Genomic DNA, 26,787 nt, shown 5'->3' with positions numbered 1-26,787 from the left:
TGATCGGGAGCGGACGACACCGAAATGGCGATCGGGGGACTTTTCCGTTGATCAATTCCCGGGGCCGGGGCGCGTGTCGGATAGCATTCCTAGAATCGTGACAAAACGGACAGAGTTCCGTGGTCAACCGAACTTTCTTGGCCTCTTCCGGGCGTAGATCCACGAACCGTCCCGGTCGTCGAAGGGGGCCCCCACCTGCGGATACCTGCCGCACCGTGCGGCGCGAAGCACGCCACCGGCGCCCTTGTCAACCCCCGAGAGGTGGTCTGACCTGCGGAAACGTCATTCAAAGGGCGGTTCCGCCGTGTTAGCATGGAGGGCCACGGAAGGGGTACCTGTCACATGACGTTCAAGGTTGGCGACACCGTGGTCTATCCGCACCATGGGGCCGCGCTGATCGAGGCCATCGAAACTCGCCAGATCAAAGGCGTGGACAAGACCTACTTGGTGCTGAAGGTCGCCCAGGGCGATCTCGAAGTGCGCGTTCCGGCCGAAAACGCCGAACTGGTCGGTGTGCGCGATGTGGTCGGGCAGGACGGGCTGGACCGGGTCTTCGAGGTGCTGCGCGCCCCGTATGCCGAGGAGCCGACCAACTGGTCCCGCCGCTACAAGGCGAACCTGGAGAAGCTGGCCTCGGGCGACGTCATCAAGGTCGCCGAGGTGGTCCGCGACCTGTGGCGCCGCGAGCGCGAGCGCGGCCTGTCCGCGGGCGAGAAGCGCATGCTCGCGAAGGCGCGGCAGATCCTCGTCAGCGAGCTGGCGCTGGCCGAGGCGACCAATGAGGACAAGGCCGAATCCCTGCTCGACGAGGTTCTCGCCTCCTGATCATCGCATCGACTCGTCACCGTTGTTTTCGGTCAATTCCATCTGATCATTACCGCGGTGGTGGCGTCGTCACTCAACACCAGCTGATCGCCGCTGTGCCATGGGTGCCGCTACCGGTGCCACCGGTACCTGCCGACCCGATCGGGCAATGCCGACGAGCGCGGCCTTTCACTTTCGAACACTGAATCCACCAGCGTGCGACAGCGTGACGCAGCGCCCGGAGGCATTCCCCGATGCCGTACGGGCGCTGCTGTCTGTACGGATCACGGATTGCCCCAGGAATGTGTGCCGGGACCGTGAAGCTCGCTCGATCGGCTGTCACGGAAGGGTCCGATCGTGTGGGCCCGGCACGCTCAGGCCATACCCAACACCACCCTGCAAACAAACCTGCACCCCCAACCAAATGACAGACACCACACCGAAGCCACCCTCGCCGCCGCTCCGCACGGCGGCCGTCATCCCCGCCGCGGGCGCCGGCGTCCGCCTCGGCCCCGGAGCCCCCAAGGCGCTGCGCCCGCTCGGCGGCACGCCGATGCTCGTGCACGCCGTCCGCGCGATGGCCAGGGCCAGGGCCGTGTCCCTGGTCGTGGTCGTCGCCCCGCCGGCCGAGGTCGCGGCGGTCCGCTCCCTCCTCGACGAGCACCCGCCGCCGCCGGCCGTCGACCAGGTGGTCGTGCCCGGCGGCGCCACCCGCCAGGAGTCGGTCGGGCTCGGGCTGGCCGCGCTGCCCGAGGACATCGCGGTGGTGCTCGTCCACGACGCGGCCCGCCCGCTGGTGCCCGCCGACACGGTCGACACGGTCGCCGCGGCGGTCAGGGCGGGCGCCCGCGCCGTCGTTCCGGCCCTGCCGGTGACCGACACGGTCAAACAGGTCGCCCCCGGCGCGCCGGCCGGCGACGGCCCCGAGCCCGTCGTCGCCACCCCCGACCGCGCGCTGCTGCGCGCGGTCCAGACCCCGCAGGGCTTCGACCGGGGAACACTCGACGAGGCCCACGCGCGGTTCGGCGCGGACACCGCGACCGACGACGCGGGCCTGGTGGAACGGCTCGGCGTGCCCGTGGTACTGGTGCGGGGCCACGAGGAGGCGTTCAAGGTGACCCGCCCGCTCGACCTCGTGCTCGCCGAGGCCGTACTCGCCCGCCGGAGGATGAACGATGGCTTCTGAACCGCTCCTCCTGCCGCGCGTCGGCGTCGGCACCGACGTGCACGCGTTCGAGCGTGGCCGCGCGCTGTGGTGCGCGGGGCTGCACTGGCCCGAGGCCGAGTTCGGCCTGGCCGGCCACTCGGACGGCGACGTCGCGGCGCACGCCGCCTGCGACGCGCTGTTCTCCGCCTCCGGCACCGGCGACCTCGGCCGGCACTTCGGCACCGACCGCCCCGAGTGGGCGGGCGCCTCGGGCACCGCGCTGCTCGCCGAGGCGGCGCGGATCGTGCGCGCCGCCGGTTTCGTCATCGGCAACGTCGCGATCCAGGTCGTCGGAGTGCGCCCGCGCGTCGGCCGCCGCAGGGCCGAGGCCGAGGAGGCGCTGGCCGCCGCGCTGGGCGCGCCGGTCTCGGTCTCGGGAACGACGACGGACGGCCTCGGCCTCACCGGGCGGGGCGAGGGCCTCGCCGCCGTGGCCACCGCGCTCGTGGTGCCGGACCCCGGCGCGTCGGACCTGGCGCGTCGGACCTGAGGGCGCCGTACGGCACGGCCTAGCGTGGCGGCACGGTGTTGTGCGAAGTTCGACAGCGCGTGCGGCGCCGCGCGCGAGCCGCGCCAGGGCCGCGTCCGACAACCGTTCAGGAAGGTGCCATCGTGGCAGTCACACTCCCGGAGACCCTCAAGGCCGTGCTCGACGGCAGGACGTTCGTCACCGTCGCGACCATCCAGCCGGACGGCAGCCCGCAGCTGACCCCGGTGTGGATCACGTACGAGGGCGACGACCTGCTGATCTCCACGGTGGTCGGCCGGCGCAAGGAGCAGAACCTGCGCCGGGACCCGCGCGTGGTGGTGCAGGTGCTGCCCGCCGACGAGCCGTACAGCTACGCGACGCTCTACGGCACCGCGACGCTCACCACGGAGGGCGGCCAGGAGCTGATCGACCGGCTGGCGCAGAAGTACGCGGGCACGTCGTACGCGGAGTTCAACCCGGGCAGCGAGCGGGAGGCGCCGCGCGTGGTCGTGCGCATCAGCACCGAGCGGATCGTGGGCCAGGGCATCGTCTGAGCCCCGGCCCGCGGGGCCCGCGGCGGCGCGCCGCCGAGCCGGGCCTCGGGGGCGCCCGGAGGGCGCGGCGGGCGCCCCTCGCCGACTACTCTTGACGCGTGACCCTTCGCCTGTATGACACCAGTGCCCGGAAGATCCGTGACTTCAGCCCGCTCGTGCCGGGCCGCGTCTCGATCTACCTCTGTGGCGCCACGGTGCAGGCGGCCCCGCACATCGGGCACATCAGGTCGGGCGTCGACTTCGACATCATGCGGCGCTGGTTCGCCTACCGCGGCTACGACGTCGTCTTCGTGCGGAACGTCACCGACATCGACGACAAGATCATCGCCAAGAGCGCCGAGCAGGGACGGCCCTGGTGGTCGATCGGCTACGAGAACGAACTGGCCTTCGACGCGGCCTATGCCGCGCTCGGGTGCCTGCCGCCCACCTATCAACCCCGCGCGACCGGTCATGTCCCCGAGATGATCGAGATGATGCGCGGTTTGATCGACCGCGGCCACGCGTACGCGGCCGACGGCAACGTGTACTTCGACGTGCGCAGCTTCCCCGGCTACCTCTCGCTGTCCAACCAGGACCTGGAGCACCTCCTCCAGCCGGCGGGCGAGGGCGAGACGGGCAAGCGCGACCCGCGCGACTTCGCCCTGTGGAAGGCGGCCAAACCGGGCGAGCCCCGCTGGGAGACGCCCTGGGGGAGCGGCCGGCCGGGCTGGCACCTGGAGTGCTCCGCGATGGTGCACAAGTACCTCGGGCGCGCGTTCGACATCCACGGCGGCGGCATCGACCTGGTGTTCCCGCACCACGAGAACGAGCTGGCCCAGTCCAGGTCGGCGGGCGACGAGTTCGCCCGCTACTGGGTGCACAACGCGTGGGTCACCATGAGCGGCGAGAAGATGAGCAAGTCGCTCGGCAACTCGGTGCTCGTCTCCGAGATGGTCAAGCGCTGGCGGCCCGTCGTGCTGCGCTACTACCTCGGCACCCCGCACTACCGCTCGACCATCGAGTACAGCCAGGAGGCGCTGGCCGAGGCCGAGGCGGCGTTCGGCCGCATCGAGGGCTTCCTCCAGCGGGCCGTCGAGCAGAGCGGCGACATCGCGCCGGCCGCCTCCGTGCCCGAGGAGTTCGCCGCCGCGATGGACGAGGACCTCGGCGTTCCGCAGGCCCTCGCCGCCGTGCACACCACCGTCAGGCAGGGCAACGCGGCGCTCGCCGAGGGCGACAGGGAGTCGGCAGCCCTGCTCGGCGCCCGGGTCAGGGCGATGCTCGGGGTGCTCGGCCTCGACCCGCTCGCCGCGCCCTGGGCGGGCGCGGAGGCGGGCGCGCGCGGCGCGGAGCTGTCCGGCGTCGTCGACACGCTGGCCAGGCTGGTCCTGGCCCAGCGGCAGGCCGCCAGGGAACGCAAGGACTACGCGACCGCCGACGCCATCAGGGACGGGCTCAAGGCCGCGGGCCTGGTGATCGAGGACACACCCAACGGCCCCCGCTGGGAGCTGAGCTGACGGCCCACAGGCCGAGAAGGAACCGGTAGCACCCATGCCAGGCAACAGTCAGCGGCCCAACCGCCGCACCAGTCAGAAGAAGGGCCCCCAGACGGGCAGCGGAGGCCAGCGCCGCCGCGGCCTGAAGGGCAAGGGCCCGACCCCGCCCGCCGAGATGCGCACGGGCCACCCCAAGCAGCGCGCGGCCCAGGCCAAGGCGCGGCGGCAGCAGCAGCAGACCTCCGCGCGGCGCGGCGGCCGTTCCCCGGCGGAACTGGTCGTCGGGCGCAACCCGGTGGTCGAGGCGCTGCGCGGCGGCGTGCCCGCCGGGACGCTGTACGTCCAGCAGTTCCTCGACAGCGACGACCGGGTCACCGAGGCGGTCAAGCTCGCGATGGAACGCGGTGACGTGCACCTGATGGAGGCGCCGCGCGCCGAACTCGACCGCATCACCGGCGGGCTGAACCACCAGGGCCTGGTCCTCCAGGTGCCGCCGTACGAGTACGCCCACCCCGACGACCTGGTCGACGCGGCGGCCGACGACGGCGTCGATCCGCTGATCGTCGCCCTCGACGGCGTCACCGACCCGCGCAACCTCGGCGCGGTGGTCAGGTCGGCCGCGGCGTTCGGCGGGCACGGCGTCGTGGTGCCGGAACGCCGGGCCGCGGGCATGACCGCGGGTGCCTGGAAGACCTCGGCCGGCACGGCGGCGAGCACGCCGGTCGCCCGCGCCACGAACCTGACCCGCGCCCTCCAGAGCTACCGCAAGGCGGGTCTCACGGTCGTCGGCCTCGCGGCGGACGGCGAGGCGGACCTCGCCGACGTCGAGGCCCTGGCGGGTCCGCTCGTGGTCGTGATCGGCAGCGAGGGGCGCGGTCTTTCCCGGCTGGTCGGCGAGAACTGCGACATCCGGGTGCGCATCCCGATGCCGGGGGGCGCGGAGAGCCTGAACGCGGGCGTGGCCGCGGGCATCGTGCTCTACGAGGCGGCCAAGCGCCGCCGCTGAGCGCCGCCCGCCGGCGCGCGGGTCCGCCTCCACACCGGGGGCGGACCCGTTCTTGACTGGTCGCGGACAGAGTTCGGTCAAGGCAGTGTCCAAAGGCTCTGTCACTCGGTTAGATGAGTGTGGACACCAGAACACCCCGCGGCCTCTCGGCGGACGAACCGGTGCTGAGCATGGTGAAAGTGCCGTGCGACCCCGCACAAGTCGTCGTGAACCACGCCAGTTTCCGGGTCAGGCTCGCCACTCCGCCGCCGGTGAGCATCACGGTCCCGCACACCGGCCCGCTGCCGCGCGTGCCCGCCGCGGCGCGCCGCAGGCCACCGGTCGTCTGGACCGGCCGCAGCGCACCGGGGGACACGGGTGCCGGAACCCTGATCAGGGCGGCCCGCGAGGCCGGGCACGGCCGTGCGGGCGAGGGCGCGGCCACGCAGGTGCTTCCGCGTGTCGCCCGGGCGCCTCAGCTCGCGGGCGTGGTCGGGCCGCGCTCCCCGCAGCCGCCCGAGCAGACCCGGGTCCTGCCGCGCGTGTCCGCGCGGCCCGGCGGGCCCGAGGAGGACCGGCAGCAGCGCCGGCCGGCACCGGCGAACCGGGCGGCGGCCAGGACCGTCGGGCGGCAGGCGTACCACTCGGGGCGCAACCTGAGCCTCGGGGTCGTCCTGCTGCCGCTGCGGCTGCTCCTGGGCTTCATGTCGATCTACGCCGGGATGGGCAAGCTCACCGACCCCGTGTACTTCGACGGCGGCGTCCGCGGCTCGCTGTACGCGTGGCTCAGCGCGCTCCAGCCCTGGACGGTCGCGGCCCCGCTGCACGACTGGGCGCTGTCGCACCCGGTGGGGGCCGGGCTCACCGTGGCGTTCATCCAGATCATCGTCGGCGTGCTGACCATCTTCGGCCTGTGGCAGCGCGTGGCCGCCGGGCTCGGGGCGCTGCTCTCGCTCGCGCTGCTCGTGACCGTCAGCTGGCGGCAGGGGCCCGCGTTCGACACGCCGGACATCGTGCTGTGCGCCGCCTGGTCGCCGCTGCTGATCGCCGGAGCGCCGGTGTACTCGCTCGACGCGCGGCTGGCCGGCGAGGCGTGGCGCAGGCTGGGCCCGCGCGCGCCCCTGGCCGACCTGCGGCACCGGGTGCTGCGGCGCGGCGCCGCGCTGGCCACGTTGCTGATCGGCACGTCCCTGCTGATCGGTTCGATGCTGGGCAGCGCGGTGCGCTCCGACCAGTTCCCGACGCTGCCCGAGCCCGGCGAGCCGCCGCGCAACCACCTGCCCGGCCGGCCGCTGCCCGGCGAGGAGGCGGAGGAGGAGGACAAGGGCGCGGGCCGCGAGGACGAGGGCGAGGCCGGCGCGAACGAGGGCCGTGCGGCCGAGGACGAGGACGAGCCGGGGGCCGCGGAGGACGAGGCCGGCTCCGCCCCGGGCGCCGCGGACGAAGGACCCGCGGGGGGCGCGGCCACGGGCGGGGCGACGCAGGAGTCGTTCCCGCGCAGCGAGCAGACCGTTCCCGCGCCGCAGCAGCCGTCCGCGCCCGACTCTTACACGCCGCAGGAGTCCCCGGCCGCTCCGCCGACGGGGTCGGCGCCGGGCGACGCGGGCGAGGCGCCCGAGAGCACCGCACCTTCGGACGACGGGGGTGAGCAGGGCAGCCTCGACCCCATCGGCGGGCTGCTCGGTTAGGTGGGATTCTCGGGTAGAGCCGTGGCCGGGCTCCGCGACCGCTGACGTGTGAGGTGTGTCACGGGGAACCGCGGGGCCCGGCCGGACAATCCCGGGGGTGAGCGATTCCATGCACGCCCGGGTGCGCGCCGGCGATCAGGATGCGTTCCGCGAGCTGTTCACCTCCTGTGCGCGGCTCGTCTACGGGTACGCCGTGCGCGCGACGGGGGACCCGGCGCTGGCCGAGGACGTGGTGTCCCTGACGTTCCTTGAGGCGTGGCGGTTACGCGAGCGGCTCAAGGACGAGGGGGACAGCCCGCGGCCCTGGGTGATGGGCATCGCGGTGAACGTGCTGCGCAACACCACGCGGGCCAGACGCCGGCACGAGCGCGCCATGGCGAGGCTCCCGGCCCGCGAGCCGTTGCCCGACTTCGCCGACGATGTGGTCGGACGGCTTGCCGACGCCGAGCAACTGGCGGCCGTGAAGGTCGCGTTGGGGCGGTTGCGGGCGCGCGAGCGCGAGGTGTTCATGCTGTGCGTCTGGTCCGGGCTCGGCTATTCCGAGGCCGCGGTCGCGCTCGGCGTGCGGGTGGGCACGGTCAGGTCCCGCCTGTCCCGGGCCAGGACGCGGCTGCGGCAGCTCACGGACGAGGCGCTGCGGGAACCGGCGCGAACGCGCGGACAAGTATCCGGCGACCGCCGGACCACGGTGGTCCGGTCGACTGGGAAGAGCCAAGCATGATCCGCAGAAACCGACGCCCCGAGGACGAGACGGACACATCCGAACTCGCGGGGCTGCTGCCCGCCCCGGAGCACCCGGAGTTGCCCGCCGACCGCCGGCTGCTGCTCCAGAACCATGTGATGAGCGAGATCCGGCGGAGCGCGCCGTCGCCCGCCAGGCGCCGGTTCGCCGTGGCCGCCGTGCCCGTGGCGACCGCGGCGACCGCGGCGGTCATCGTGGCGGCCGTCACGCTGTCCGGCGGGGACGGCGGTGGGCCCGCGGTGGGGGACGGGAGCGACGGCAGGGGGATGCCGACGCTTGAGCGACTGGCCGCCGCGGCGGCGGCCCAGCCGGAGACGGAGATCAGGGACGACCAGTTCCTGTACGAGACGGGTGTCGTCCGTTCCCCTGATGCCGAGGCCGACGGGGGCGGCGAACTCCACGAGTTCGAGATGTGGACCTCGGCGGACGCGAGCGAGGGCTGGTACACCGACCCGTCGATCGCACCCGAGGGCGGCGTCCTCTTCCACGGCACCCTCCTGCTGCCCGAGGGCGGGCCGGAGGCCGGTGGCATGCGCGACATCACCCGGGACTGCCTCGCCGCGCCGTCCGGGGTCGGTGAGGTCCGGGAGTGCGCGGGGCTGCCCTCGATGCAGGCCATCACCCCGCTGCGGTCGTGGGACGGGTCGCTGGACGCGGACCTGCCGCGGGATCCCTCGGCTCTGCTCGACCGGATCAACGACGAACTGGGCGACCACTACACCGGCGAGACGATCCACCAGCACGCCTTCGACCGGCTCGGCGAGTTCCTCACGCGTCCGCTGATGCCGCCGGAGGCCGCGGAGACGGTACTGCTCGCCCTCGCGGAGATCCCCGGGGTCACCGTCGAGGCGACGACGGACGCGACGGGGCGGGCGGGAGTGGGCGTCACCTGGACCGGCGACAACCTGTACGAGGCGACGTACATCCTCGACGCGGAGACCGGGGCCTACCTCGGGGCGCGAAGCGTGGTGGCGGTCACCGGGGTCGACGAGGTGCCGACGGGCAGGGTCTTCTCGGAACACGCGGTGACCGGGTGGGAGGTCGTCGACGAACTGCCCGAAGACGCGGCGGAGGCGTTGGCGGACTGGTCGCGGCAGTTGAACCCGTAGGTCCCGGACCTCGCGGGGTCCGGCCGGCCACGGGGGCGGCCGGGTCCCGCGACCGTTTCAGCCGGCGTCAGGAAGCGAGGTCGCGGGCCGCCTCGGTGAGGTCCTTCGCGGTGTCGATGGCCCGCCAGTAGGCGCGCTGCGGCAGGGGGAAGCCGGCGAGGCGGCGTTCGCGGGCCAGCCGGGGGAACGTGGTGCGCTCGTGGTCGCCGCGGTCGGGCAGCAGCTTGGTGAACTCGGCGGCGAAGACGTAGACGCCCGCGTTGATGAGGTACGGGGACGGCGGCGCCTCGATGAAGTCGAGCACGTGGCCGAACTCGTCGGTGTCGACGGCGCCCCACGGGATGCGCGGCCTGGCCAGCGCCAGGGTGGCCAGCGCGTCCCGTTCCGCGTGGAACGCGGCCATCTCGCGCAGCGAGAAGCGGGTCCAGATGTCGCCGTTGGTGGCGAACCACGGGTCGGCCGGGCGCGGCAGCGCGGCGGCGGCGTGCTTGAGACCGCCGCCGCGGCCCAGTGGCTCGCTCTCGACGACGGTGGTGACGTGCAGCGGCAGGTCGACGGAGTCGAGCCAGTCCTGGAGGACTTCGGCGAGGTGACCGCAGGAGATGACGGCGTCGGTGATGCCCTCGGCGGCGAGCCAGTTCAGCTGGTGGCCGAGGATCGGGACGCCGGTGCCGGGGATCTCCACCATCGGCTTGGGCCGGTCGTCCGTGTAGGGCCGCAGCCGGGAGCCCTGGCCGCCGGCCAGGACCACGGCCTGCGTCGGCTGCGGTGCGTCGAGCGAGTGTTCCGTCATACCGGCACCCTAAAGCCCGCGTGCGCGGGGCCCGCGAGGGCGTGCGCCCGGTCGACGGGGCGGGCTCGCCGCGCGGTCGGGGCGCCGGCCGGCACCGGCGCCCGGCCCCGCGAAGATCCGGCCGCCCCTGGACCGCACGGCCTAACGTGCGGCGGCGACGCCCGCCGCGTAGGAGGTGTCGCAGACCGGGCGGGCGTGGGCCTGGGCCCGCGTGGTGCTGCCGTACTTCTCCACCGCCGCCTCGCCCAGCGCCTGCGCGATCTCGGCGCAGTGCGGCGCGAGGGCCGGGTCGCGGCTGATGGCCTCCTGGAGGCCGGTCAGCGCGGCCGACGGGTCCTGGCGGCGCAGCGTGGTGACGAGCCGGTCCCGCAGCACCTCCTGCGGGGTCTGGCGCGCCTTCTCCGCGGCGGCGGTGAGCATGTGCGCGTCGGACGAGCCGGACACCCACGGAACGCGGGTGACGGCGAGCGTCCCGGACAGCACCAGGACGACCGGGAGGGCGATGGCGAGACTTCTGCCGATGTGCCGAAGTGCCTGATTCACTGAAGGTCTTCCCTCGCGAGACGAGTGGATGGGGGCTTGTCGAATCGTAGCGAGGGGTAGCGAATTGGTGACATTCGGCCACTCTGACGAGTGACGGAGTCCGGAGAGATTCGAAAGAGGCGTTGACGCGCAAAAGGCCGGGTCTCCGCAACGTGTGCGGAGACCCGGCCCTGCGGCCGGTCGTGACCGGGCGAGGCGGGCGGCCTGCCTCAGTCGCTCAGGCGCTCACCGGAGCCGGCGGCGAAGACGTGGGTCTCGCCGGGCCGCGGCACCACGTTCACCGTGGAGCCCTTCTCCGGAACGTCGCGGCTGTCGACGCGGATGACCAGGTCCTTGGTGTCGCCGCCGATCTCGGCCGTGCCGTAGATGTAGGCGTCGGCGCCGGTCTCCTCGACCACGTTGACGGAGACGGCGAGGCCGGCCTCCTTGCCCTCGTCGGCCTTGGCGAGCCCCGCGCCCTCGCCGCTGCCGGTGACCACGGCGAAGTGCTCGGGACGGCAGCCGACGACCACGGTGGTGTCGCCCTTGCCCTGGGCCTCGGTGAGGGCGGTGCGCTCGACCGGGACCACGCTGTTGCCGAACTTCACGCCGCCGTCGGTGATCGGCACCTCGACCAGGTTCATCGCGGGGGAGCCGATGAAGCCGGCGACGAAGAGGTTGGCGGGCTTGTCGTACATGTTGCGCGGCGAGTCGACCTGCTGGAGCAGGCCGTCCTTGAGCACCGCGACCCGGTCGCCCATCGTCATGGCCTCGACCTGGTCGTGGGTGACGTAGACGGTGGTGACGCCCAGGCGCCGCTGGAGGCCGGCGATCTGGGTACGGGTCTGGACACGCAGCTTGGCGTCCAGGTTGGACAGCGGCTCGTCCATGAGGAACACCTGCGGCTCGCGCACGATGGCGCGGCCCATCGCGACACGCTGCCGCTGACCGCCGGAGAGCGCCTTCGGCTTGCGGTCGAGGTACTCGGTGAGGTCGAGGATCTTGGCGGCCTCTTCGACCTTCTTGCGGATGTCCACCTTGTTCACGCCGGCGATCTTGAGCGCGAAGCCCATGTTCTGCGCGACGGTCATGTGCGGGTAGAGCGCGTAGTTCTGGAACACCATGGCGATGTCCCGGTCCTTCGGCGGGAGGTGGGTGACGTCGCGGTCACCGATGTGGATCGCGCCGCCGTTGACGTCCTCAAGGCCCGCGAGCATGCGGAGCGAGGTGGACTTGCCGCAGCCGGAGGGGCCCACCAGGACGAGGAACTCGCCGTCGGCGATCTGGATGTCGAGCTGGTCGACCGCCGGGGTGTCGGAACCGGGGTAGACCCGGGTGGCCTTGTCGTACGTGACCGTTGCCATGTGTCGTTCGTCTCCTTCTACCGGCAGGAACGTGCCGGACGATCCGAGTAGGAAGGTGTTACGGCCAGGTATATGGACGCGGAGTGAACCTAACTCGAAACGACTGCGAAAGTCAGTAGCTGATGAGCAAAAAAACTCATCACAAGAACGTTTCGCACACGGTCGCGCCCTCCGGCGCCGCCGCGCGCGGCCCGGTGGCCGGTTCCCTGCGGGCTCCGGCGGGGAATCCAGGCGCCGCACCGTGCGGTCCCGTGTAGTCTGGAGCGGCCGTCGCGGCCGGTCACGGTCGTGGAAGCCCGCCGCCTTAGCTCAGCCGGCCAGAGCAGCTGTCTTGTAAACAGCAGGTCGTCGGTTCGAATCCGACAGGCGGCTCCACCCTCCCCGCCACCCCGGACCCGTCCGGCCCTGGCCCGTTTCGGTGTTGACTGTCCTCGTCGACGAACATACAAATAACCGCGCACGTCCCAACAGGATCGATCAGGGGATCACAGATGCGCGACGAGTCCTTCGTCCACCTCCGCGCCGCGGGCACGAGCCTGGTGCTCGACCGTTCGGGAAGCGGGCTGCCCCGGGTCGTTCACTGGGGCGAAGACCTGGGCGAGCTGCCCCAGGACGCGCTCGCCGCCCTCGCGCTGGCCTCGGTGCCGCAGATCGCCTGGAACAACGTCGACGTCGTCGTTCCGCTCGCCGTGCTGCCCGAGCACTCCGCCGGCTGGCTCGGCACCCCGGGGCTCACCGGGCACCGGGCGGGAGCCGACTTCTCGACGGCCTTCGCGGTCACGTCGAGCCGCGTCGAGGGCGGGGTCGTCACCGTGTCCGCCGAGGACGTCACGGCCGAACTCGAACTGCGCCTGGAGATCGAGCTGACCGCCTCGGGGCTGGTCAGGCAGCGGGCCACCGTCACCAGCGGCGCGGGACCCGAGGCCGCGCCGTTCTCGCTCTCCGGGGTCCTGCTGACGCTCCCGGTGCCGGAACGCGCGACGGAACTGCTCGACATGACAGGCCGCCACCTGCGGGAACGCACCCCGCAGCGGCACGAGTTCACCATCGGCACCCACCTGCGCGAGAACCGCAAGGGCCGCACGGGCACCGACGCGGCCACCGTGCACGTGGCCGGCGAACGCGGCTTCGGCTTCCGGTCCGGCGAGGTGTGGGGCCTGCACGTGGCCTGGAGCGGCAACCACCGCTCACTGGCCGAACGCACGCACACCGCCGTGGCGCTGCTCGGCGGCGGCGAACTGCTCCTGGCCGGCGAGGTCGCGCTCGGCGCGGGCGAGTCCTACACCACGCCGTGGGTCTACGGCAGCTACGGGCGGCACGGCCTCGACGAGCTGGCCGCGCGCTTCCACGACCACCTGCGGGCGCGCGCGAGCCATCCGCACGGCCCGCGCCCGGTGACCCTCAACGTGTGGGAGGCCGTCTACTTCGACCACGACCTCGACCGGCTGACGCGGCTGGCCGACGTCGCGGCCGAGACGGGCGCCGAACGCTTCGTGCTCGACGACGGCTGGTTCCGCGGGCGCAGGGACGACCACGCCGGGCTCGGCGACTGGTACGTCGACGAGGACGTGTGGCCCGACGGGCTGCACCCGCTGGCCCGGCACGTGCGCGGCCTCGGGCTCGAATTCGGCCTGTGGGTCGAGCCCGAGATGGTCAACCAGAACTCCGACCTGGCCCGCAGCCACCCCGAGTGGATCCTGTCGACGGGCGACCGGATGCCGCCCGAGGCGCGGCACCAGCAGGTGCTCGACCTCGGCAACGCCGACGCCTACGCGTACATCCTGGAACGGCTCGACGCGATCGTCTCCGAGTACGAGCTCACCTACCTCAAGTGGGACCACAACCGCGACCTCGTCGAGGCCGGGCACGGCCCCACCGGGCGGGCCGGCGTGCACGGGCAGACCGCGGCCGTCTACCGGCTGCTCGACGAGCTGAGGTCCCGCCACCCGGGGCTTGAGATCGAGTCCTGCTCGTCCGGCGGCGGGCGGGTCGACCTCGGCATCCTGGAGCGGACCGACCGCGTGTGGGGCAGCGACTGCATCGACGCGCTGGAGCGGCAGCGCATCCAGCGCTGGACGGGCCTGCTCGTGCCGCCCGAGATGATCGGCACGCACGTGGGCGCGCCCCGGGCGCACACCACGGGGCGCACGCACAGCCTCCAGTTCAGGGCCGGGACGGCGCTGTTCGGCCACTTCGGCATCGAGTGGGACCTGACCAGGGCGACCGCCGAGGAACGCGCGGCGCTGGCGGAGTGGATCGCCCGCTACAAGGACCTGCGGGGGCTGCTGCACAGCGGCGCGGTGGTCCGCGGCGACCACCCCGACCCGGCGCTGTGGGTGCACGGCGTGGTCGCGCGGGACCGTTCGCGCGCCGTGTACGCGCTCGTGCAGGTGGAGACGAGCGTCACCGCGCCCCCCGGTCTGGTGCGGCTGCCGGGGCTCGACCCGGACGCGGACTACCGGATCGCGCCGCTCGCGCCGGGCGACGGCATCGAGGGCTCGGCGGCGACGGCGCTGGCCTGGTGGGCCGAGGGGACGACGCTGCCGGGACGCGTTCTGGAGTCGGTCGGCGTGCGCGCGCCGGTGCAGTACCCGGAGCGGCTGGTGCTGGTGGAGGCGGTCCGCGTCTGAGCGGCGCGCGTCCGCGCCCGGAGCGGCTCAGAACGCGGTCGGCGGTTCGGCCCGGTGGGCGCGGTGCAGCAGGTCGACGAAGTCCGGCGCCTCGGGCAGGGGCGTCGGGCCGATCCGGTGCACCGCGATCCCCGGCGTCCACGAGTTCATGACCACCGCCCCGGCCAGCGCGGGCAGGTCGGCCGGCGTGACCTCGCGGTCGCGCTGCGGGACGCCGAGCCGGTCGAGCCGCCGGCGGAGGATGCCCATCGTGGTGCCCGGCAGCATCCCGGCCACGGGCCAGACCACGGCGGAGCCGTCCCAGAACGCCAGGTTCCAGATCGTCGCCTCGCTGAGCCGGCCCCGGCGGTCGAGGAAGGCCGCGTCGTCGAACCCCCGGGCCGCGGCCTGCCGCAGGAACCACGTCTTGGCCACCTCGCCGACATGCTTGACGGCGGGCAGGACCCGTTCATGGGGAACCGCGTCGAGGGCCAGCGGCCCCTCGGGCCCCGTGGCGGGGGGCTCGGCGCGGACCAGCAGCGAGGGCCGCACGCCGTCCCCCGCCGCGGTGAACTCGCCCGCGGGCGAGAACACCGTGGCCGTCAGGGACAGGTCGGCGGGAGCGGACCCGACCGCGGCCCGCAGGCGGGACCGCACCTCGTCGTCGGGCAGGGCCAGGCCGAACAGCTGGACCGAGGCGGACCGCAGCCGCGCCAGGTGCAGGTCGAGGCCGCGCACCCGGCCGCCGCGCACCTGCATCGCGGTGAAGTGGGCGTAGCCCGCGAACGCGAGGGGCGCGAGATCGGCGGCGTTCGCCGCGCGGCCGTCGCGGTGGACGAGGACAGGGGACGCAGGGGGCGCAGGGGAGGCAGGGGACGCGGAGGACGCGGAAAAGGAGGCCATGGCTCACTCCCGTGGGGTGGCGGCCGTGCGAACGGCCGCTGCGGAATATCCGCCGGTGGAGGCGAAGTTAGCCCTTCACATCGGTGGAAAGGTCAAGCCGGCACGGGACGGTGCGCATGCTGATCGGGGAGCTGTCCGCACGCACCGGGGTCAGTGCGCGACTGCTGCGCTACTACGAGGAGCAGGGACTGCTCGACGCCGGGCGCGCGCCGAACGGCTACCGCGCCTACGCCGAGGACGCGGTGGTCACCGTGCGGCAGATCCGCGCCCTGCTGGACGCGGGCCTGACCACCGGCGTGATCCGCGAGGTGCTGCCGTGCGCCCGCGGCGAGCGGCCGGAGATCGACCTGTGCGTGGACCTGCGGGCCGTCCTCGGTCGGGAGATGGCGGCGATGGACGCGCGCATCGACGCGCTGCGCCGCACTCGCGGCAACCTCGCCGGGTACCTGGCCGGGCCGTGACGTCCGGGCGCGGGCGCTCAGGGCACGAGCACCACCTTGCCGATCGTCGTCCGCGCCTCCAGGGCCCGGTGGGCCGCCGCGGCCTCGGCCAGCGGGAAGCGCTGGACGAGCGGCACCAGGCGGCCGGCCCCCGCGTGCGCGAGGGCCTCCTCCTCCAGCACGCGCAGGTTGCCCGGGCCGCCGATCCGCTCCAGCATCGGCGGGCCGACGACCGTGATCGACTCGGCGCCGCGTTCCCTGAGTTCCTCGGCCGTCACCCGGCCCGCGTCCTGGCGGTCCGCGGCGTCGGGGAACCAGCCGTAGACCAGGTGGAGGCCGCCGGGCCCGAGCAGCCGGACGGCGGAGTCGGCCGTCGCGCCGCCGATGCCCTCGAACACATGGCTGAGGGCGCCGAACGCGGACCTGATCCGGTCCGTCCAGGCCGGTTCCCTGTAGTCGACGGCCAGATCCGCGCCCAGGCCCCGCACGACCCGGGTCTTGGCCGGTCCGCCAGCGGCGCCGACCACCGTGGCGCCGCGCCGTTTGGCGTGCTGCACCAGCAGGGAGCCGATGCCGCCGGCCGCGGCGAGCACGAGCACCGTGTCGCCGGGGCCCGGGTCGGCGAACCGCAGGATGCCCATGGCCGTCCGGCCGGTGCCGATCATGGCGACGGCCCGGTCGGCCGGGAGCCCGTCGGGCAGCACGTGCAGCCGGTCGGGAGTGGTGACGGCGCGCTCCGCGTAGCCGCCGGGCACCGCGCCGAGGTGGGCGACGACGCGCCGGCCGAGCCAGTCGGCCGGCACGCCCTCGCCGGTCGCGTCCACCGTGCCCGCCACCTCGCGGCCCGGCACGGTGGGCAGCTCGGGCAGGGGGAACGGGCCCCTCGTCCCGCCGGCGCGCAGCACGGTGTCCACGACGTGCACCCCGGCCGCGGCCACGGCGATCCTGACCTGCCCGGGCGCGGGTTCCGGCTCCGGCAGGTCCGCAGGGAGCAGGTTCTCCGGTGGGCCGAAGGCGTGCAGACGTATCGCGTGCATGGCGGGACTCCTCGCGGGGCGGGGCGGTGCTGGTTGGCACCCGGTGGTGCCGCCCCAAGGCTCCGACTTCAAGGTCGCTTGAAGTCAAGTGCCGGTCGAGGGCCGGTCGAGGGCGGAGTGTCAGTGGCCGGGTGGATGATGACCGGCATGGCGCAGAGCAAGCAGGGCAGTGCGGTGCGGCCCCCTCGTCCCCCGGTCTTCTCGCTCCCCGAGACCCGGCCGTTCGAGGGGTCCCGGCTCGACCCCGAGGGGGACTACGACGGTGTCGAGTTCGCGGGGCTCGACCTGACCGGCGCGGACGCGCCGGGCGCGCATTTCATGGACTGCGCGCTGCGCGACTGCGTGCTGGACGAGGCGGGGCTGAAGCGCGCCAGGTTCGTGGACAGCCTGCTGTCCGGGGTCAGGGGCGTGGGCACGGTGCTGGCGGAGGCGGAGCTGCGGGACGTGGAGGTGCGGGACGGCCGGTTCGGCGGCGTGCAGCTCGGCGGCGCCACGCTGAACCGGGTGCTGGTGCGCGGCGGCAAAATCGACTTCCTGAACCTGCGGCAGGCCCGGCTGACCGACGTGGCGTTCGTGGACTGCGTACTGGTGGAGCCCGACTTCGGCGGCGCGCGGTGCGAGCGGGTGTCGTTCGACGGGTGCGAGCTGCGCGGCGCGGACTTCCACGGGGCGGCGCTGCGCGAGGTGGACCTGCGGGGGGCGTCGCGCCTTGAGGTGGCGCGCGGCGTCGACCGGCTCTCGGGGGCGGTGATCAGTCCGCCCCAGCTGTTCGACCTCGCGCCCCGGCTCGCCGCGGAGCTGGGGGTGCGCGTCATGGAGTGACCAGCGCGCCGGCGGCTCCTCGCCGCGTGCGCCCGGGCCGTGCACGCCGAGGACCCCCCGGCGGTGGGCCGGGGGGTCCTGGTGCCGAACGGGCCGTCGGCGCGCCGTCCGCGGCCGGCAGGCGGCCTGCGGGGGCGGCGGTCCGGCGGTTCTGAGGGCCGGTCTCAGACGTTGACGCCGAAGTCCTGGGCGATGCCGGCCAGGCCGGAGGCGTAGCCCTGGCCGACCGCGCGGAACTTCCAGTCGGCGCCGCTGCGGTACAGCTCGCCGAAGACCATGGCGGTCTCGGTCGAGGCGTCCTCGGTGAGGTCGTAGCGGGCGATCTCCGCGCCACCGGCCTGGTTCAGCACGCGGATGAACGCGTTGCGCACCTGGCCGAAGTTCTGGCCGCGGTTGTCGGCGTCGTGGATCGACACCGGGAACACGATCTTGTCCACCTCCGGGGGCAGACCCGCGAGGTTGACCTTGATCTGCTCGTCGTCGCCCTCGCCCTCACCGGTCAGGTTGTCCCCGGTGTGCTGGATCGTGCCGTCCGGCGTCGCCAGGTTGTTGTAGAAGATGAAGTGCTGGTCGGACACGATCTTGCCGGCCGAGTTGACACCGAGGGCGCTCGCGTCCAGGTCGAAGTCGGCACCCGTGGTGGTCCTGACGTCCCAGCCCAGGCCGACGGTGACGGCGGTCAGGCCGGGCGCCTCCTTGGTCAGCGAGACGTTGCCACCCTTGGACAGGCTCACACCCATGTAAATCCCCTTGTTCGTATCGCGCAGGGTCGCCTTTGCGATGACGTTACTCTCCCTGGGCCCAACGATGTGAGGGGGTTCGAGGGTTCCGCGCGACTTCGGACGAAAACCGGCGTGCGGGACTGGGCCGACCGGGGGATCATGGGGGGTGTGTCCGGCCCCTACGTCATCCGCGGCTCGGTCTCCCTGCCGGAGTCCGAGCTCCGCTGGCGTTTCTCCCGCTCGTCCGGGCCCGGCGGTCAGCACGTGAACACCTCGGACAGCCGCGTCGAGGTCCTGTTCGACCTCCGCGCCACCCGCGCCCTGCCCGAGGTGTGGAAGCGGCGCGCGCTGGAACGGCTCGCGGGGCGGCTGTCCGACGGGGTGGTGAGCGTGCGGGCCGACGAGCACCGATCGCAGTGGCGCAACCGCGAGACCGCGGCGAAGCGCCTCGCGGGGCTGCTCGCCGAGGCGTCGGCGCCGCCGCCCCCGCCGCGCAGGGCGCGGCGCGTGCCGCGCGGTGTGACCGAGCGGCGGCTCGCGGACAAGCGCAGGCGCGCCGAGGTCAAGCGCGGGCGCGGCGGCGGCCGGGACTGGGACTGAGGCGGGGCCCGGCGCGGGCGGGCCGCCGCCCGCCGCGCGGCGGGAGCGGTCAGGCCAGGTGCCGGTAGCCGCCGCGGTAGTAGAGGAGCGGGCCGCCGGGGACGGCGGGGAGGGCCGCGGTCAGGACGCGCGCGATCACCAGGGTGTGGTCACCGGCCGTCACGCGCCGCTCGGTGCGGCACTCGACCGTCGCGAGCGCCCCCTTGAGCAACGGTGCGCCGGTGGCCGCGCCGCGTATATGGGGTACTTCCTGGAACAGCAGCCGGTCGCTGAGCCGTCCCTTCATCGCGAAACGCCCCGCGATCACGCGGTGCTCCTCCGGCAGCAGGGACGCGGCCCACAGCGGCTGCCGTTCCAGCAGCTCGTCCATCCGGGAGCCGGTGCGCACGCTGACCAGCACCAGGGGCGGGTCGAGGGACACCGACATGAACGCGGTCGCCGTCATCCCGGCCGGGGCGCCGTGCGGCCCCTCCTCGTCGTCGTGCGCGGTCACCAGGACGACGCCCGCGGCGAGCCGGGCGAGGGCGCCGCGGAACTCCTCCTCACTCACCTCCCCAGCATGCCCTTCTCGGTGGGGAACGGACTCGGACGGCTGCGCGGGTAGAGACACGCTCGCAACGGTACGTTCCGCCCCGCGCGGCCCGCATCGGGCCGCGGAACCAGAGCCGTTCACCGGACGTCCTACGTCCCGCGACCGAGCCTTTCCGCGCTGTGACATGGATCACAGTGGGCAACTAATTGCTGACCCTGTGTACCTAGTGGGCAGCACCCTGTGATTCAGTGGCCTGTGTATCTGCACGTGCATTTCGCGCCCGGGGGAGTGATGGAAACGGAGACGGAGCCATACGTGCGCCTCGCCTCGCTGCGGGAGTTGCACCGGGTCGTCGCCCAGCTGAGCACTGCCCGCAGCATGGCGGACACCCTCCAGACCATCGCGGACGGCGCCGTCGCCGCACTCGGGTTCGAACTGGCAGCCGTCAATCTCGTCAGAACCGACGGCGACCTCCTCGTCGCCGCCGTCGCCGGCAGCGACAAGGCGGAGGCCGCCATCGCCGGCCGGACCGGCTCCCGCGAGTCCTGGGAGCGGCGTCTTGCCATGGGAGAACGCTGGGGCGCGCTGCGCTTCATCCCCTACACCGAGGGCTGGGTGCTCGACCACGACGACGTGCCGCAGTGGCACACCACGGGCCCGGCCCCCCGGTACCCCGAGGAGTGGCACCCGATGGACCGCCTCTTCGCCCCCATGTACGCGTCCGACGGCGAGCTGCTCGCCGTCCTCGAAGTCGACCGCCCCCGCAACGGCCGCCGCCCGGGCCCCTGGGGGTGCGAGGCGCTCCAGCTGTACGCCTCGCAGGCCGCGATAGCCATCAGCAACGCCCGCCTGCGCGGCAACATGCAGCGCGCGCTGATCCGGCTCGAACGGGACCAGCAGGCCCTCCGGGCCAGCGAGGAGAGCTTCCGGCAGGCGTTCGAGTACGCGCCGAGCGGCATGGCCATCGCCGAGGTGGGCGGCGAGAACCACGGCCGGCTGATCAAGGTGAACGACGCGCTGTGCCGGCTGCTCGGGCGCTCGGGCCCGGTGCTGCGCCGCTACTGCTTCTCCGACCTGGTGCACCCCGAGGACACCGGGGTGCTGCTGCGCACCTCGGCCGAGGGCGGGCGCGCGGAGCTGCGGCTGGCCCGCCGCGACGGCTCCTACGTGTGGGTCTCCCTGCGGAACTCGGTCGTCGCGGACGCCGCGGACGGCCCGCGGGTGCAGCTGACGCACGTGGAGGACATCGAGGAGCGCAAGCGGCACGAGCTCGCCCTGGCCCACCGCGCCAGCCACGACTCCCTGACCGGCCTGCCCAACAGCGCCGAGCTGCGCGCCCGCCTCGGCGGCCGGATATGCGGCGTGGCGCCCGACCGGTTCGGCCCGGACATCACCCCGGTCGCCGACGGGGCCACGGACGCCTTCGAGGGCATCGGCACGCCGCCCCCGCGCCCCTTCGACCACCACGAGCACGTGTACACGCCCGAGGCGCCCGGCGGGGACGGCAAGGGGCTGGCCGTTCTCTTCTGCGACCTCGACGGTTTCAAGTCCATAAATGACCGTTTCGGCCATGTCTGCGGCGATGCCGTCCTGGTGGAGGTCGCCCGGCGGCTCGAACAGGGCGTGCGGGACAACGACACGGTCGCGCGCCTGGGCGGCGACGAGTTCGTCGTGCTGGCCGAGGGCCTCGGCCTCGCCGAGGCCTCCGACCTCGCGGTCCGGCTGCGCAACGGGATCATCCCGCCGATCCGGGTCGAGGGCAGGGCGGTGCGGGTCGGCGCCAGCTTCGGCATCGGCTGGGCGGCCTGCGGGATGACGACGGAGGAAGTGCTGGAATCCGCCGACCAGCGCATGTATGTCGAGAAGCGCTCCAGGTCCCAGGGCAAGCGGCGCGCGGGCTGACCGGGGCGGCCGGGAGAAGTCGGTGCGTTCGCCCGGACGGGGTAGGCTCGCGCCCGTACGCAGGTGGGGGAAGCGCAGACGAAGGAGCGGGAGTCGATGAGCGCGGGGCACAACGGCAGGGGCACGCCCGATGAGGGCGACGACGACCCGTTCGCCTACCTCTATCGACCCGAGGGAGACCAGCCGCAGCAGGGTCAGGGCCGCCCGGCCCCCCGGCAGCCGTCGTACAACCAGGTCCGCCCGGTGGGGGAGCGGACGTTCGGCGGCCAGCAGGGGTACCGCGGGCAGCAGCAGCCGCCGCAGGCCCGTCCCGACGCCTACTACGCGGCCCCCGAGACCCAGCCGGGCGGCGCGCCGCCCTACGGCGCGGGCCCGCCCCGCCGCCGCGACACCGAGCCGCGCCGCAACGGGCTGCTGATCGGCGCCATCGCCGTGGTCCTCGCGGTCGTGGTCGGCATCGGCGCGGCCATAGTCTTCAGCGGCGGCGAGGACGAGAACCCCGAGGCCGGCGGCGACGCCACGCCCACCGCGCCCGAGGAGGACGACGGCGGCAACGCGGACGACGAGCCGACCGAGGAGCCCACCGACGAGGAGACCGAGTCGGACGGGCCCCCCACCGCCGAGCTGGCCGACCTCCAGCTCGGCAACGGCGCCGCGCTCACCTCCGGCATCGCCGGCGCCCGTTCCCCCGACGGCCAGTACATCTCCGTGCAGGGCGCGCCCAACGCCACGATCACCTGGACGTTCGAGCTGAACGGCGAGCCGGGTCCCTACCGGCTCAACGCCGGCTACGCCGTGATCAGCGACGGCCAGGGCATGGCGTTCTCCGTCAACGGCACCCCGCGCGACGACCTCGTCGAGATGGAGGACTACGCGGACGGGGTCGACGAGTGGGAGAACAGCTGGTTCTCCACCTGGAAGCAGGTGGACCTCCAGGAGGGCGAGAACACCGTGCAGCTGACCTGCGCCGGCTCCTGCGATGTCCTCGTCGACCAGCTCTACATCTCGCCGGTCAACGGCTGAGCCGGGCCTGGGAACCGAGGCGGAGCGGCGCGCGGCAGCGGCCCAGAGCGCTCAGGGGTGCATGCGCGCGCCCTTGAGCACCTTGTCGACCGCGTTGCGCGGCCCGTACACGGCCAGACCCACCAGATCGAGATCGTCTCCGCGCACCGCGCGGACCGCCGTGCGGTTGTCCCGGTCGTTCCCGGTCGAGAACAGGTCGGACGTGAACACCGACCGGGGCAGCGCGCGGCCCAGCGCGCGGCCGTGCGCGGCGGTCAGCGTCTCCTTCGCCCCCTCGAAGACCAGGACGGGCTGGCGGAACATGGGCAGGTACGGGGTGCCGTCGGCGTCGGCGTACGGCTCGCCGACCACCTCGGGGAACGCGTTGCCGAGGCCGCTGACCAGGAACGCCGTCACGTTCAGCCGCTGCCAGGACGCCAGGTCCTCGCGCAGCAGCACGGCGATCTTGGTGTCGAACCGTACCGGGGTGCTGTCGTTCGTCATGGCACAGCAGACTGCCGACCGCCCCGCCGCGCGGTCTTGTACGTTCTTGACATGCTCGACACGGCAGGACGGCGCGCGGCGCGCCAGGAGGTCTCCGCGTGGCGCCCCCGGGTGCCCGGGGTCGCGGAGGTCTTCCACGCCCGGTTCACCGAGCACGCCTACCCCATGCACGTCCACGAGGTGTGGACCCTGCTGATCGTCGACGACGGCGCGGTGCGCTACGACCTGGACCGGCACGAGCGCGGCACCCCGCACGACACGGTGTCGCTGCTCCCGCCGCGCGTTCCGCACAACGGCTCGCCCGCCACCGCGCGCGGCTTCCGCAAGCGGGTGCTGTACCTGGACGGGACCCTGCTCGACGACAGCCTCATCGGCCCCGCCGTGGACGGCCCCGACCTGCGCGACCCGCTGCTGCGCCGGCGCGTCGCGCGGCTCCACGCGGCCCTGGCCCACCGGGGCGACGAGTTCGAGGCGGCGGCCAGGCTCGCGTTCATCGGCGAACGGCTGCGCGCCCACCTGCGGCCCCGGTCCGCCGCCGGTCCGCCGCACGCGCGCGCCGGCCTCGGACACGACCTGCGGGACCTGCTCGACGCGCGCTGGCGCGACGGCCTGAGCCTGGCCGAGGCCGCGCGGCTGCTGCACGCGCACCCCACGCACCTCGTGCGCTCGTTCACCGCCGCCTTCGGGATCGCGCCGCACCAGTACCTGATGGCGCGCCGTGTCGACCGCGCGCGGCGGCTCCTGCTCGACGGGCGCCCGCCGGCGCAGGTCGCGACCGCCACCGGCTTCTACGACCAGTCGCACCTGAACCGGCACTTCAAGCGGCTCACGGGCGTCACCCCGGGACGCTACGCGCGCGGGAGCGGCCCCGGGCGGCGGTGAGGCGGGCCGCGGCGAGGCGGGCCGTGGCGAGGCGGGCGGCGCTGAGGCGGGCCGCACGCGCCAGGCCCGCCGCCTTCGAACGGTCAGCCGGCCGGCTCGTGCGGGCGCGCGAGCACGCGCAGGAACCGTTCCACCGTCTCCGCCATCGCCTCCCGCCCGGCGGCGAGCCACCGGCGCGGGTCGACGCCCTCGGGGTCGGCCGCCAGGCGGGCGCGCACGGCGCCGGTCAGCGCGGCGTTCAGCGCGGTCCCGACGTTGATCTTCGTCAGGCCGGCGGCCACGCCGCGGCGCAACTCCTCGTCCGGCACGCCCGACGAGCCGTGCAGCACCAGCGGCACGCCGAGCGCCCGGCGCAGCCGCGCTATCAGCCCGTGGTCGAGCGCGGCCGTCCGCCGCGTCATCGCGTGGCTGCTGCCCACCGCGACGGCCAGCGCGTCCGCGCCCGTCTCCCGCACGAACGCCACCGCCTCGGCCGGATCGGTCCGCACCCCCGGCGCGTGCGCGTCGCCCGGCTTGCCGCCGACCCGGCCCAGCTCGGCCTCAAGCAGCAGCCCGTGCCGGTGGCAGAAGCGCACGGCCGCCGCGGTGGCGGCCACGTTCCGCGCCCAGGGCAGGCGCGAGCCGTCGAACATCACCGAGCCGAAACCCGCCTCGGGCGCCCGGCGCAGCAGCTCCTCGTCCGTCACGTGGTCCAGGTGCAGGGCGAGCACGGCCTCGTGCCCGCGCGCCAGTTCGACCAGCGCGGCGGCCAGCGGGCGCAGCGCGCCCCCGTGGTGGGCGACGGCGTTCTGCGACACCTGGAGCACCGCGGGCTCGCCCACCGCGGCGGCGCCCGCCGCGATGGCCTGCGCGTGTTCCAGCGTGATCACGTTGAACGCGGCGAGCGCGCCGCCGCGCGCGCGGGCCCCGGCCAGCAGATCGGCGCAGCGGGCCAGCGTCACGGCCGCACCACCCACTCGCCCTTGCGCATGACGCCGCGCAGCGCGAAGTCGCCGTCGAGCACGACGAGGTCGGCGTCCTTGCCGGCCTCGATCGAGCCGACCCGGTCGTCGATGCCGAGCAGCCGGGCCGGCGTCGCGGACAGCGCGACGGACGCGTCCGCCACCGGCAGCCCGTCGACCGTGACCGCCCGCCGCAGCGCGCGGTCGAGCGTCAGCGTCGAGCCGGCGATGGTGCCGCTGCCGACCACGCGCGCGACGCCGTCGGCCACCTCCACCTCCATCGGCCCCAGCGGATAGCGGCCGTCGCCCATGCCCGCGGCTCCCATCGCGTCCGTGATGAGCGCCACCCGGCCGGGACCCGCCGTGCGGAACGCGAGGCCGAGCACGGAGGGGTGCAGGTGCGTGCCGTCGTTGATCAGCTCGACGGCGATCCGTTCGTCCTCAAGGAGGGCCGCGATCGGTCCCGGCGAACGGTGCGCGAGCGGGGGCATCGCGTTGAACAGGTGCGTGGCCACGGTCGCGCCCGCGTCGATGGCCCGCCGGGTCGTCTCGTAGCTCGCGTCGGTGTGGCCGATGGCCGCGAGCACGCCGTTGTCCCGCAGCAGCCGCACCGCGTCGATGCCGCCGGGGAGTTCGGGCGCGAGGGTCAGCATCCGCGCGGTGCCGCGCGCCGCGTCGATGAGCTTGCGCACGTCGGCCGGGTCCGGGTCGCGCAGCAGCGAGGGCTGGTGCGCGCCGCAGCGGTTCTCCGCGATGAACGGGCCCTCGAAGTGCAGCCCGGCCAGGTCGCCCTGCTCCACCAGTTCCGACAGCACCCCCGCCTGCGCGGCCAGGTCGTCCAGGTCGCCGGTGACCGCGGAGGCCACCATCGTGGTGGTGCCGCGGGCGCGGTGGGTGGCGACGACGGTCAGCGCCTCCTCCGCGCTGCCGGGGAAGAACGACGCGCCGCCGCCGCCGTGCACGTGGATGTCGATGAAACCGGGCAGGATCCAGTGCCCTGCCAGGTCGGTCACGGCCGTTCCGCCGGGCGGCGTTCCGCCGGCTGCCGTCTCCCCGCGCGGCGTTCCCGTTCCCGTTCCCGGGCCGTCCGCGGCGAACCGGGTGCCCTCGATCGTGACCTGGCCGCCCTCGACGACCCCGGTGGGCCTGACCACCTTCGCTCCGGTGAGCACCGTGCGCTTCATGACGGGGAGACCTCCGTGGTTGTGGGGAGCGTGCGGCTGTCCCAGGCGATGAGACCCGCGCCCAGGCAGCCCGCGGCGTCACCGAGGGCCGCCGGGACGATCGGGGGAACGCGCTGGAAGGTGGCCTTCGCCGCGAGCGCGGCACGCAGGGGGGTGAGCAGGGTTTCGCCGGCCTCGGCGAGGCCGCCGCCGACGATGACGACCGCGGGGTCGAGCAGGGAGATGCCCGTGAGCAGGCCGTCGGCCAGCGCGTCCACGGCCTCCCGCCACAGCGACCGCGCCCGCACGTCGCCCGCGGCGACCGCGCGGGCGGCGTCGGCCGCCGTCGCTCCCGGCAGACCGGCCGCGGCGGCCCAGGCGCGGCCGACGGCCGAGGCGGACGCGACCGTTTCGAGGCAGCCGTGCTGGCCGCAGCCGCAGCGGGCGCCGCCGGGCCGGACGACGACGTGCCCGATCTCACCGGCGCCGCCGTGCGCGCCGGTCTCCACCCGGCCGTCGATGCCTATGGCACCGGCGATGCCGGTGCCGAGCGCGACGAAGAGGAACCGCCCGTACCCGGCGCCCGCCCCGACGCGGCCCTCGGCGAGGCCGCCGGCGCGCACGTCGTGCCCGAGGCCGACGGGGATGCCGCCGAGCCGTTCGCCGACCAGGCGCCGCAGCGGAACGTCGCGCCAGCCGAGGTTCGCGGCCCAGACGGCCGTGCCCGCCCGTTCGTCCACGATGCCGGGCACCACCACTCCCGCGGCGGCGGGCGGGTGCCCGAAACGCTCGGTGCCCTCGGCCCGCAACTCCGCCGCGAAGTCCAGGATTCCGGCCACCACGGCGTCCGGCCCCCCGGCGCTCGCGGTGGGCCGGCGCGCCTGGTGCAGCGGCTCGTTGTCCGGCCCGGTCAGCGCCGCTTTCAGCACGGTGCCGCCCACGTCGAGGGCGATCACGTAGTTCTCCTGGGGACTCACAGGCGCAAGTCTCGCCCGAGACGGGGGAAGAGGTCTAGT

General features: G+C 74.0%; 27 protein-coding genes and 1 tRNA gene. 17 read left to right on the top strand and 11 right to left on the bottom strand.

Translation table 11 applies throughout. The features are described from left to right. Window positions 1-342: 342 nt before the first annotated feature. The 9 genes from LC193_RS12855 (at window position 343) to LC193_RS12815 (ending at window position 9,033) form a co-directional block, all read left to right on the top strand. The gene (locus LC193_RS12855; protein WP_049563928.1) at window positions 343-825 is read left to right on the top strand and encodes a CarD family transcriptional regulator; all 483 of its coding nucleotides are present in this window, start codon (window positions 343-345) and stop codon (window positions 823-825) included. A gap of 403 nt (window positions 826-1,228) precedes the next feature. Continuing rightward, window positions 1,229-1,990 (top strand): 2-C-methyl-D-erythritol 4-phosphate cytidylyltransferase, encoded by a 762-nt coding sequence (gene ispD, locus LC193_RS12850; RefSeq protein ID WP_226074167.1) that lies wholly within the window; start codon window positions 1,229-1,231, stop codon window positions 1,988-1,990. Beyond that, window positions 1,980-2,501 (top strand): 2-C-methyl-D-erythritol 2,4-cyclodiphosphate synthase, encoded by a 522-nt coding sequence (gene ispF, locus LC193_RS12845; RefSeq protein ID WP_226074165.1) that lies wholly within the window; start codon window positions 1,980-1,982, stop codon window positions 2,499-2,501. The genes ispD and ispF overlap by 11 nt, the downstream gene beginning before the upstream one ends. Window positions 2,502-2,623: 122 nt before the next feature. Further along, a complete protein-coding gene (locus LC193_RS12840) occupies window positions 2,624-3,034 on the top strand; it encodes a PPOX class F420-dependent oxidoreductase (RefSeq protein ID WP_226074163.1) in 411 nt (136 codons plus the stop codon). Window positions 3,035-3,132: 98 nt separating this feature from the next. Continuing rightward, window positions 3,133-4,530 (top strand): cysteine--tRNA ligase, encoded by a 1,398-nt coding sequence (gene cysS / locus LC193_RS12835; protein ID WP_226074161.1) that lies wholly within the window; start codon window positions 3,133-3,135, stop codon window positions 4,528-4,530. Between the two features lie 34 nt (window positions 4,531-4,564). Continuing rightward, window positions 4,565-5,515 (top strand): 23S rRNA (guanosine(2251)-2'-O)-methyltransferase RlmB, encoded by a 951-nt coding sequence (rlmB, locus tag LC193_RS12830; RefSeq protein ID WP_226074159.1) that lies wholly within the window; start codon window positions 4,565-4,567, stop codon window positions 5,513-5,515. A 113-nt stretch (window positions 5,516-5,628) separates the two neighbouring features. Beyond that, window positions 5,629-7,182, top strand: a complete 1,554-nt coding sequence (locus tag LC193_RS12825) for a DoxX family membrane protein (RefSeq protein ID WP_226074157.1) — start codon at window positions 5,629-5,631, stop codon at window positions 7,180-7,182. Window positions 7,183-7,291: 109 nt separating this feature from the next. After that, entirely contained in the window at window positions 7,292-7,903 is a 612-nt protein-coding gene (locus LC193_RS12820) for an RNA polymerase sigma factor (RefSeq protein WP_404819534.1), read from the top strand. Continuing rightward, the gene (locus LC193_RS12815; RefSeq protein WP_226074153.1) at window positions 7,900-9,033 is read left to right on the top strand and encodes a CU044_5270 family protein; all 1,134 of its coding nucleotides are present in this window, start codon (window positions 7,900-7,902) and stop codon (window positions 9,031-9,033) included. Before LC193_RS12820 ends, LC193_RS12815 begins: the two co-directional genes overlap by 4 nt. A gap of 67 nt (window positions 9,034-9,100) precedes the next feature. Here the strand turns inward: LC193_RS12815 and LC193_RS12810 are convergent, their stop codons facing one another. The 3 genes from LC193_RS12810 to LC193_RS12800 all read right to left on the bottom strand — a co-directional run bounded on the left by LC193_RS12810 (window position 9,101) and on the right by LC193_RS12800 (window position 11,712). Then, the gene (locus tag LC193_RS12810; RefSeq protein ID WP_226074152.1) at window positions 9,101-9,826 is read right to left on the bottom strand and encodes a nucleotidyltransferase family protein; all 726 of its coding nucleotides are present in this window, start codon (window positions 9,824-9,826) and stop codon (window positions 9,101-9,103) included. Window positions 9,827-9,967: 141 nt separating this feature from the next. After that, window positions 9,968-10,369, bottom strand: coding sequence for a hypothetical protein (locus LC193_RS12805; RefSeq protein ID WP_226074151.1), 402 nt, complete (start codon window positions 10,367-10,369; stop codon window positions 9,968-9,970). A 209-nt stretch (window positions 10,370-10,578) separates the two neighbouring features. After that, on the bottom strand, window positions 10,579-11,712 hold the full coding sequence (locus LC193_RS12800; protein ID WP_226074150.1) for an ABC transporter ATP-binding protein: 1,134 nt from the start codon (window positions 11,710-11,712) through the stop codon (window positions 10,579-10,581). Window positions 11,713-12,010: 298 nt separating this feature from the next. On the opposite strand from LC193_RS12800, the gene LC193_RS12795 reads away from it, so the two are divergent. Both LC193_RS12795 and LC193_RS12790 read left to right on the top strand, forming a co-directional pair. Then, window positions 12,011-12,087: transfer RNA gene (locus LC193_RS12795), tRNA-Thr, on the top strand. Between the two features lie 116 nt (window positions 12,088-12,203). After that, window positions 12,204-14,342: an alpha-galactosidase gene (locus LC193_RS12790; protein ID WP_226074149.1), complete on the top strand. Its 2,139-nt coding sequence runs from the start codon at window positions 12,204-12,206 to the stop codon at window positions 14,340-14,342. Window positions 14,343-14,369: 27 nt separating this feature from the next. On the opposite strand, the gene LC193_RS12785 is transcribed toward LC193_RS12790, so the two are convergent. After that, a complete protein-coding gene (locus tag LC193_RS12785) occupies window positions 14,370-15,224 on the bottom strand; it encodes an aminotransferase class IV family protein (RefSeq protein ID WP_226074148.1) in 855 nt (284 codons plus the stop codon). Window positions 15,225-15,340: 116 nt separating this feature from the next. On the opposite strand from LC193_RS12785, the gene LC193_RS12780 reads away from it, so the two are divergent. Continuing rightward, window positions 15,341-15,685, top strand: a complete 345-nt coding sequence (locus LC193_RS12780) for a MerR family transcriptional regulator (protein ID WP_226074147.1) — start codon at window positions 15,341-15,343, stop codon at window positions 15,683-15,685. Window positions 15,686-15,702: 17 nt separating this feature from the next. On the opposite strand, the gene LC193_RS12775 is transcribed toward LC193_RS12780, so the two are convergent. Beyond that, complete coding sequence (locus LC193_RS12775) at window positions 15,703-16,701, bottom strand: zinc-binding dehydrogenase (RefSeq protein ID WP_226074146.1); 999 nt, start codon at window positions 16,699-16,701, stop codon at window positions 15,703-15,705. Window positions 16,702-16,848: 147 nt separating this feature from the next. Between LC193_RS12775 and LC193_RS12770 the strand changes: the two genes are divergently transcribed. Further along, window positions 16,849-17,523, top strand: coding sequence for a pentapeptide repeat-containing protein (locus LC193_RS12770; RefSeq protein ID WP_226074144.1), 675 nt, complete (start codon window positions 16,849-16,851; stop codon window positions 17,521-17,523). 164 nt (window positions 17,524-17,687) lie between these two features. On the opposite strand, the gene LC193_RS12765 is transcribed toward LC193_RS12770, so the two are convergent. Continuing rightward, window positions 17,688-18,263: a TerD family protein gene (locus tag LC193_RS12765; protein WP_226074142.1), complete on the bottom strand. Its 576-nt coding sequence runs from the start codon at window positions 18,261-18,263 to the stop codon at window positions 17,688-17,690. A 141-nt stretch (window positions 18,264-18,404) separates the two neighbouring features. Here LC193_RS12765 and arfB point away from each other — a divergent pair, with 141 nt between their 5' ends. Next, a complete protein-coding gene (gene arfB / locus LC193_RS12760) occupies window positions 18,405-18,845 on the top strand; it encodes an alternative ribosome rescue aminoacyl-tRNA hydrolase ArfB (protein ID WP_226078571.1) in 441 nt (146 codons plus the stop codon). A 49-nt stretch (window positions 18,846-18,894) separates the two neighbouring features. Here arfB and LC193_RS12755 read toward each other — a convergent pair whose 3' ends face one another. Beyond that, complete coding sequence (locus tag LC193_RS12755) at window positions 18,895-19,395, bottom strand: flavin reductase family protein (protein WP_226074140.1); 501 nt, start codon at window positions 19,393-19,395, stop codon at window positions 18,895-18,897. A gap of 273 nt (window positions 19,396-19,668) precedes the next feature. On the opposite strand from LC193_RS12755, the gene cdgB reads away from it, so the two are divergent. Next, window positions 19,669-21,279: a diguanylate cyclase CdgB gene (gene cdgB / locus LC193_RS12750; protein ID WP_226074139.1), complete on the top strand. Its 1,611-nt coding sequence runs from the start codon at window positions 19,669-19,671 to the stop codon at window positions 21,277-21,279. A 96-nt stretch (window positions 21,280-21,375) separates the two neighbouring features. Then, window positions 21,376-22,302 (top strand): carbohydrate-binding protein, encoded by a 927-nt coding sequence (locus tag LC193_RS12745; RefSeq protein WP_226074137.1) that lies wholly within the window; start codon window positions 21,376-21,378, stop codon window positions 22,300-22,302. 51 nt (window positions 22,303-22,353) lie between these two features. On the opposite strand, the gene LC193_RS12740 is transcribed toward LC193_RS12745, so the two are convergent. Beyond that, window positions 22,354-22,785, bottom strand: coding sequence for a DUF2000 domain-containing protein (locus LC193_RS12740; protein WP_226074135.1), 432 nt, complete (start codon window positions 22,783-22,785; stop codon window positions 22,354-22,356). A gap of 51 nt (window positions 22,786-22,836) precedes the next feature. On the opposite strand from LC193_RS12740, the gene LC193_RS12735 reads away from it, so the two are divergent. After that, a complete protein-coding gene (locus LC193_RS12735; RefSeq protein ID WP_226074133.1) occupies window positions 22,837-23,667 on the top strand; it encodes a helix-turn-helix transcriptional regulator in 831 nt (276 codons plus the stop codon). Between the two features lie 83 nt (window positions 23,668-23,750). Here the strand turns inward: LC193_RS12735 and LC193_RS12730 are convergent, their stop codons facing one another. From LC193_RS12730 to LC193_RS12720, 3 genes are read right to left on the bottom strand one after another with little or no spacing between them, the layout of a single operon-like run. Continuing rightward, on the bottom strand, window positions 23,751-24,608 hold the full coding sequence (locus tag LC193_RS12730) for a class II fructose-bisphosphate aldolase (RefSeq protein WP_226074130.1): 858 nt from the start codon (window positions 24,606-24,608) through the stop codon (window positions 23,751-23,753). Further along, a complete protein-coding gene (nagA, locus tag LC193_RS12725; RefSeq protein ID WP_226074128.1) occupies window positions 24,605-25,792 on the bottom strand; it encodes an N-acetylglucosamine-6-phosphate deacetylase in 1,188 nt (395 codons plus the stop codon). The genes LC193_RS12730 and nagA overlap by 4 nt, the downstream gene beginning before the upstream one ends. After that, complete coding sequence (locus tag LC193_RS12720) at window positions 25,789-26,748, bottom strand: ROK family protein (RefSeq protein ID WP_226074126.1); 960 nt, start codon at window positions 26,746-26,748, stop codon at window positions 25,789-25,791. The genes nagA and LC193_RS12720 overlap by 4 nt, the downstream gene beginning before the upstream one ends. Window positions 26,749-26,787 lie beyond the last annotated feature (39 nt).

Origin of the sequence: Streptomyces marincola (assembly GCF_020410765.1) — a bacterium.
Classification (GTDB): domain Bacteria; phylum Actinomycetota; class Actinomycetes; order Streptomycetales; family Streptomycetaceae; genus Streptomyces; species Streptomyces marincola.
This window is presented reverse-complemented; position numbering and strand designations above follow the sequence as displayed.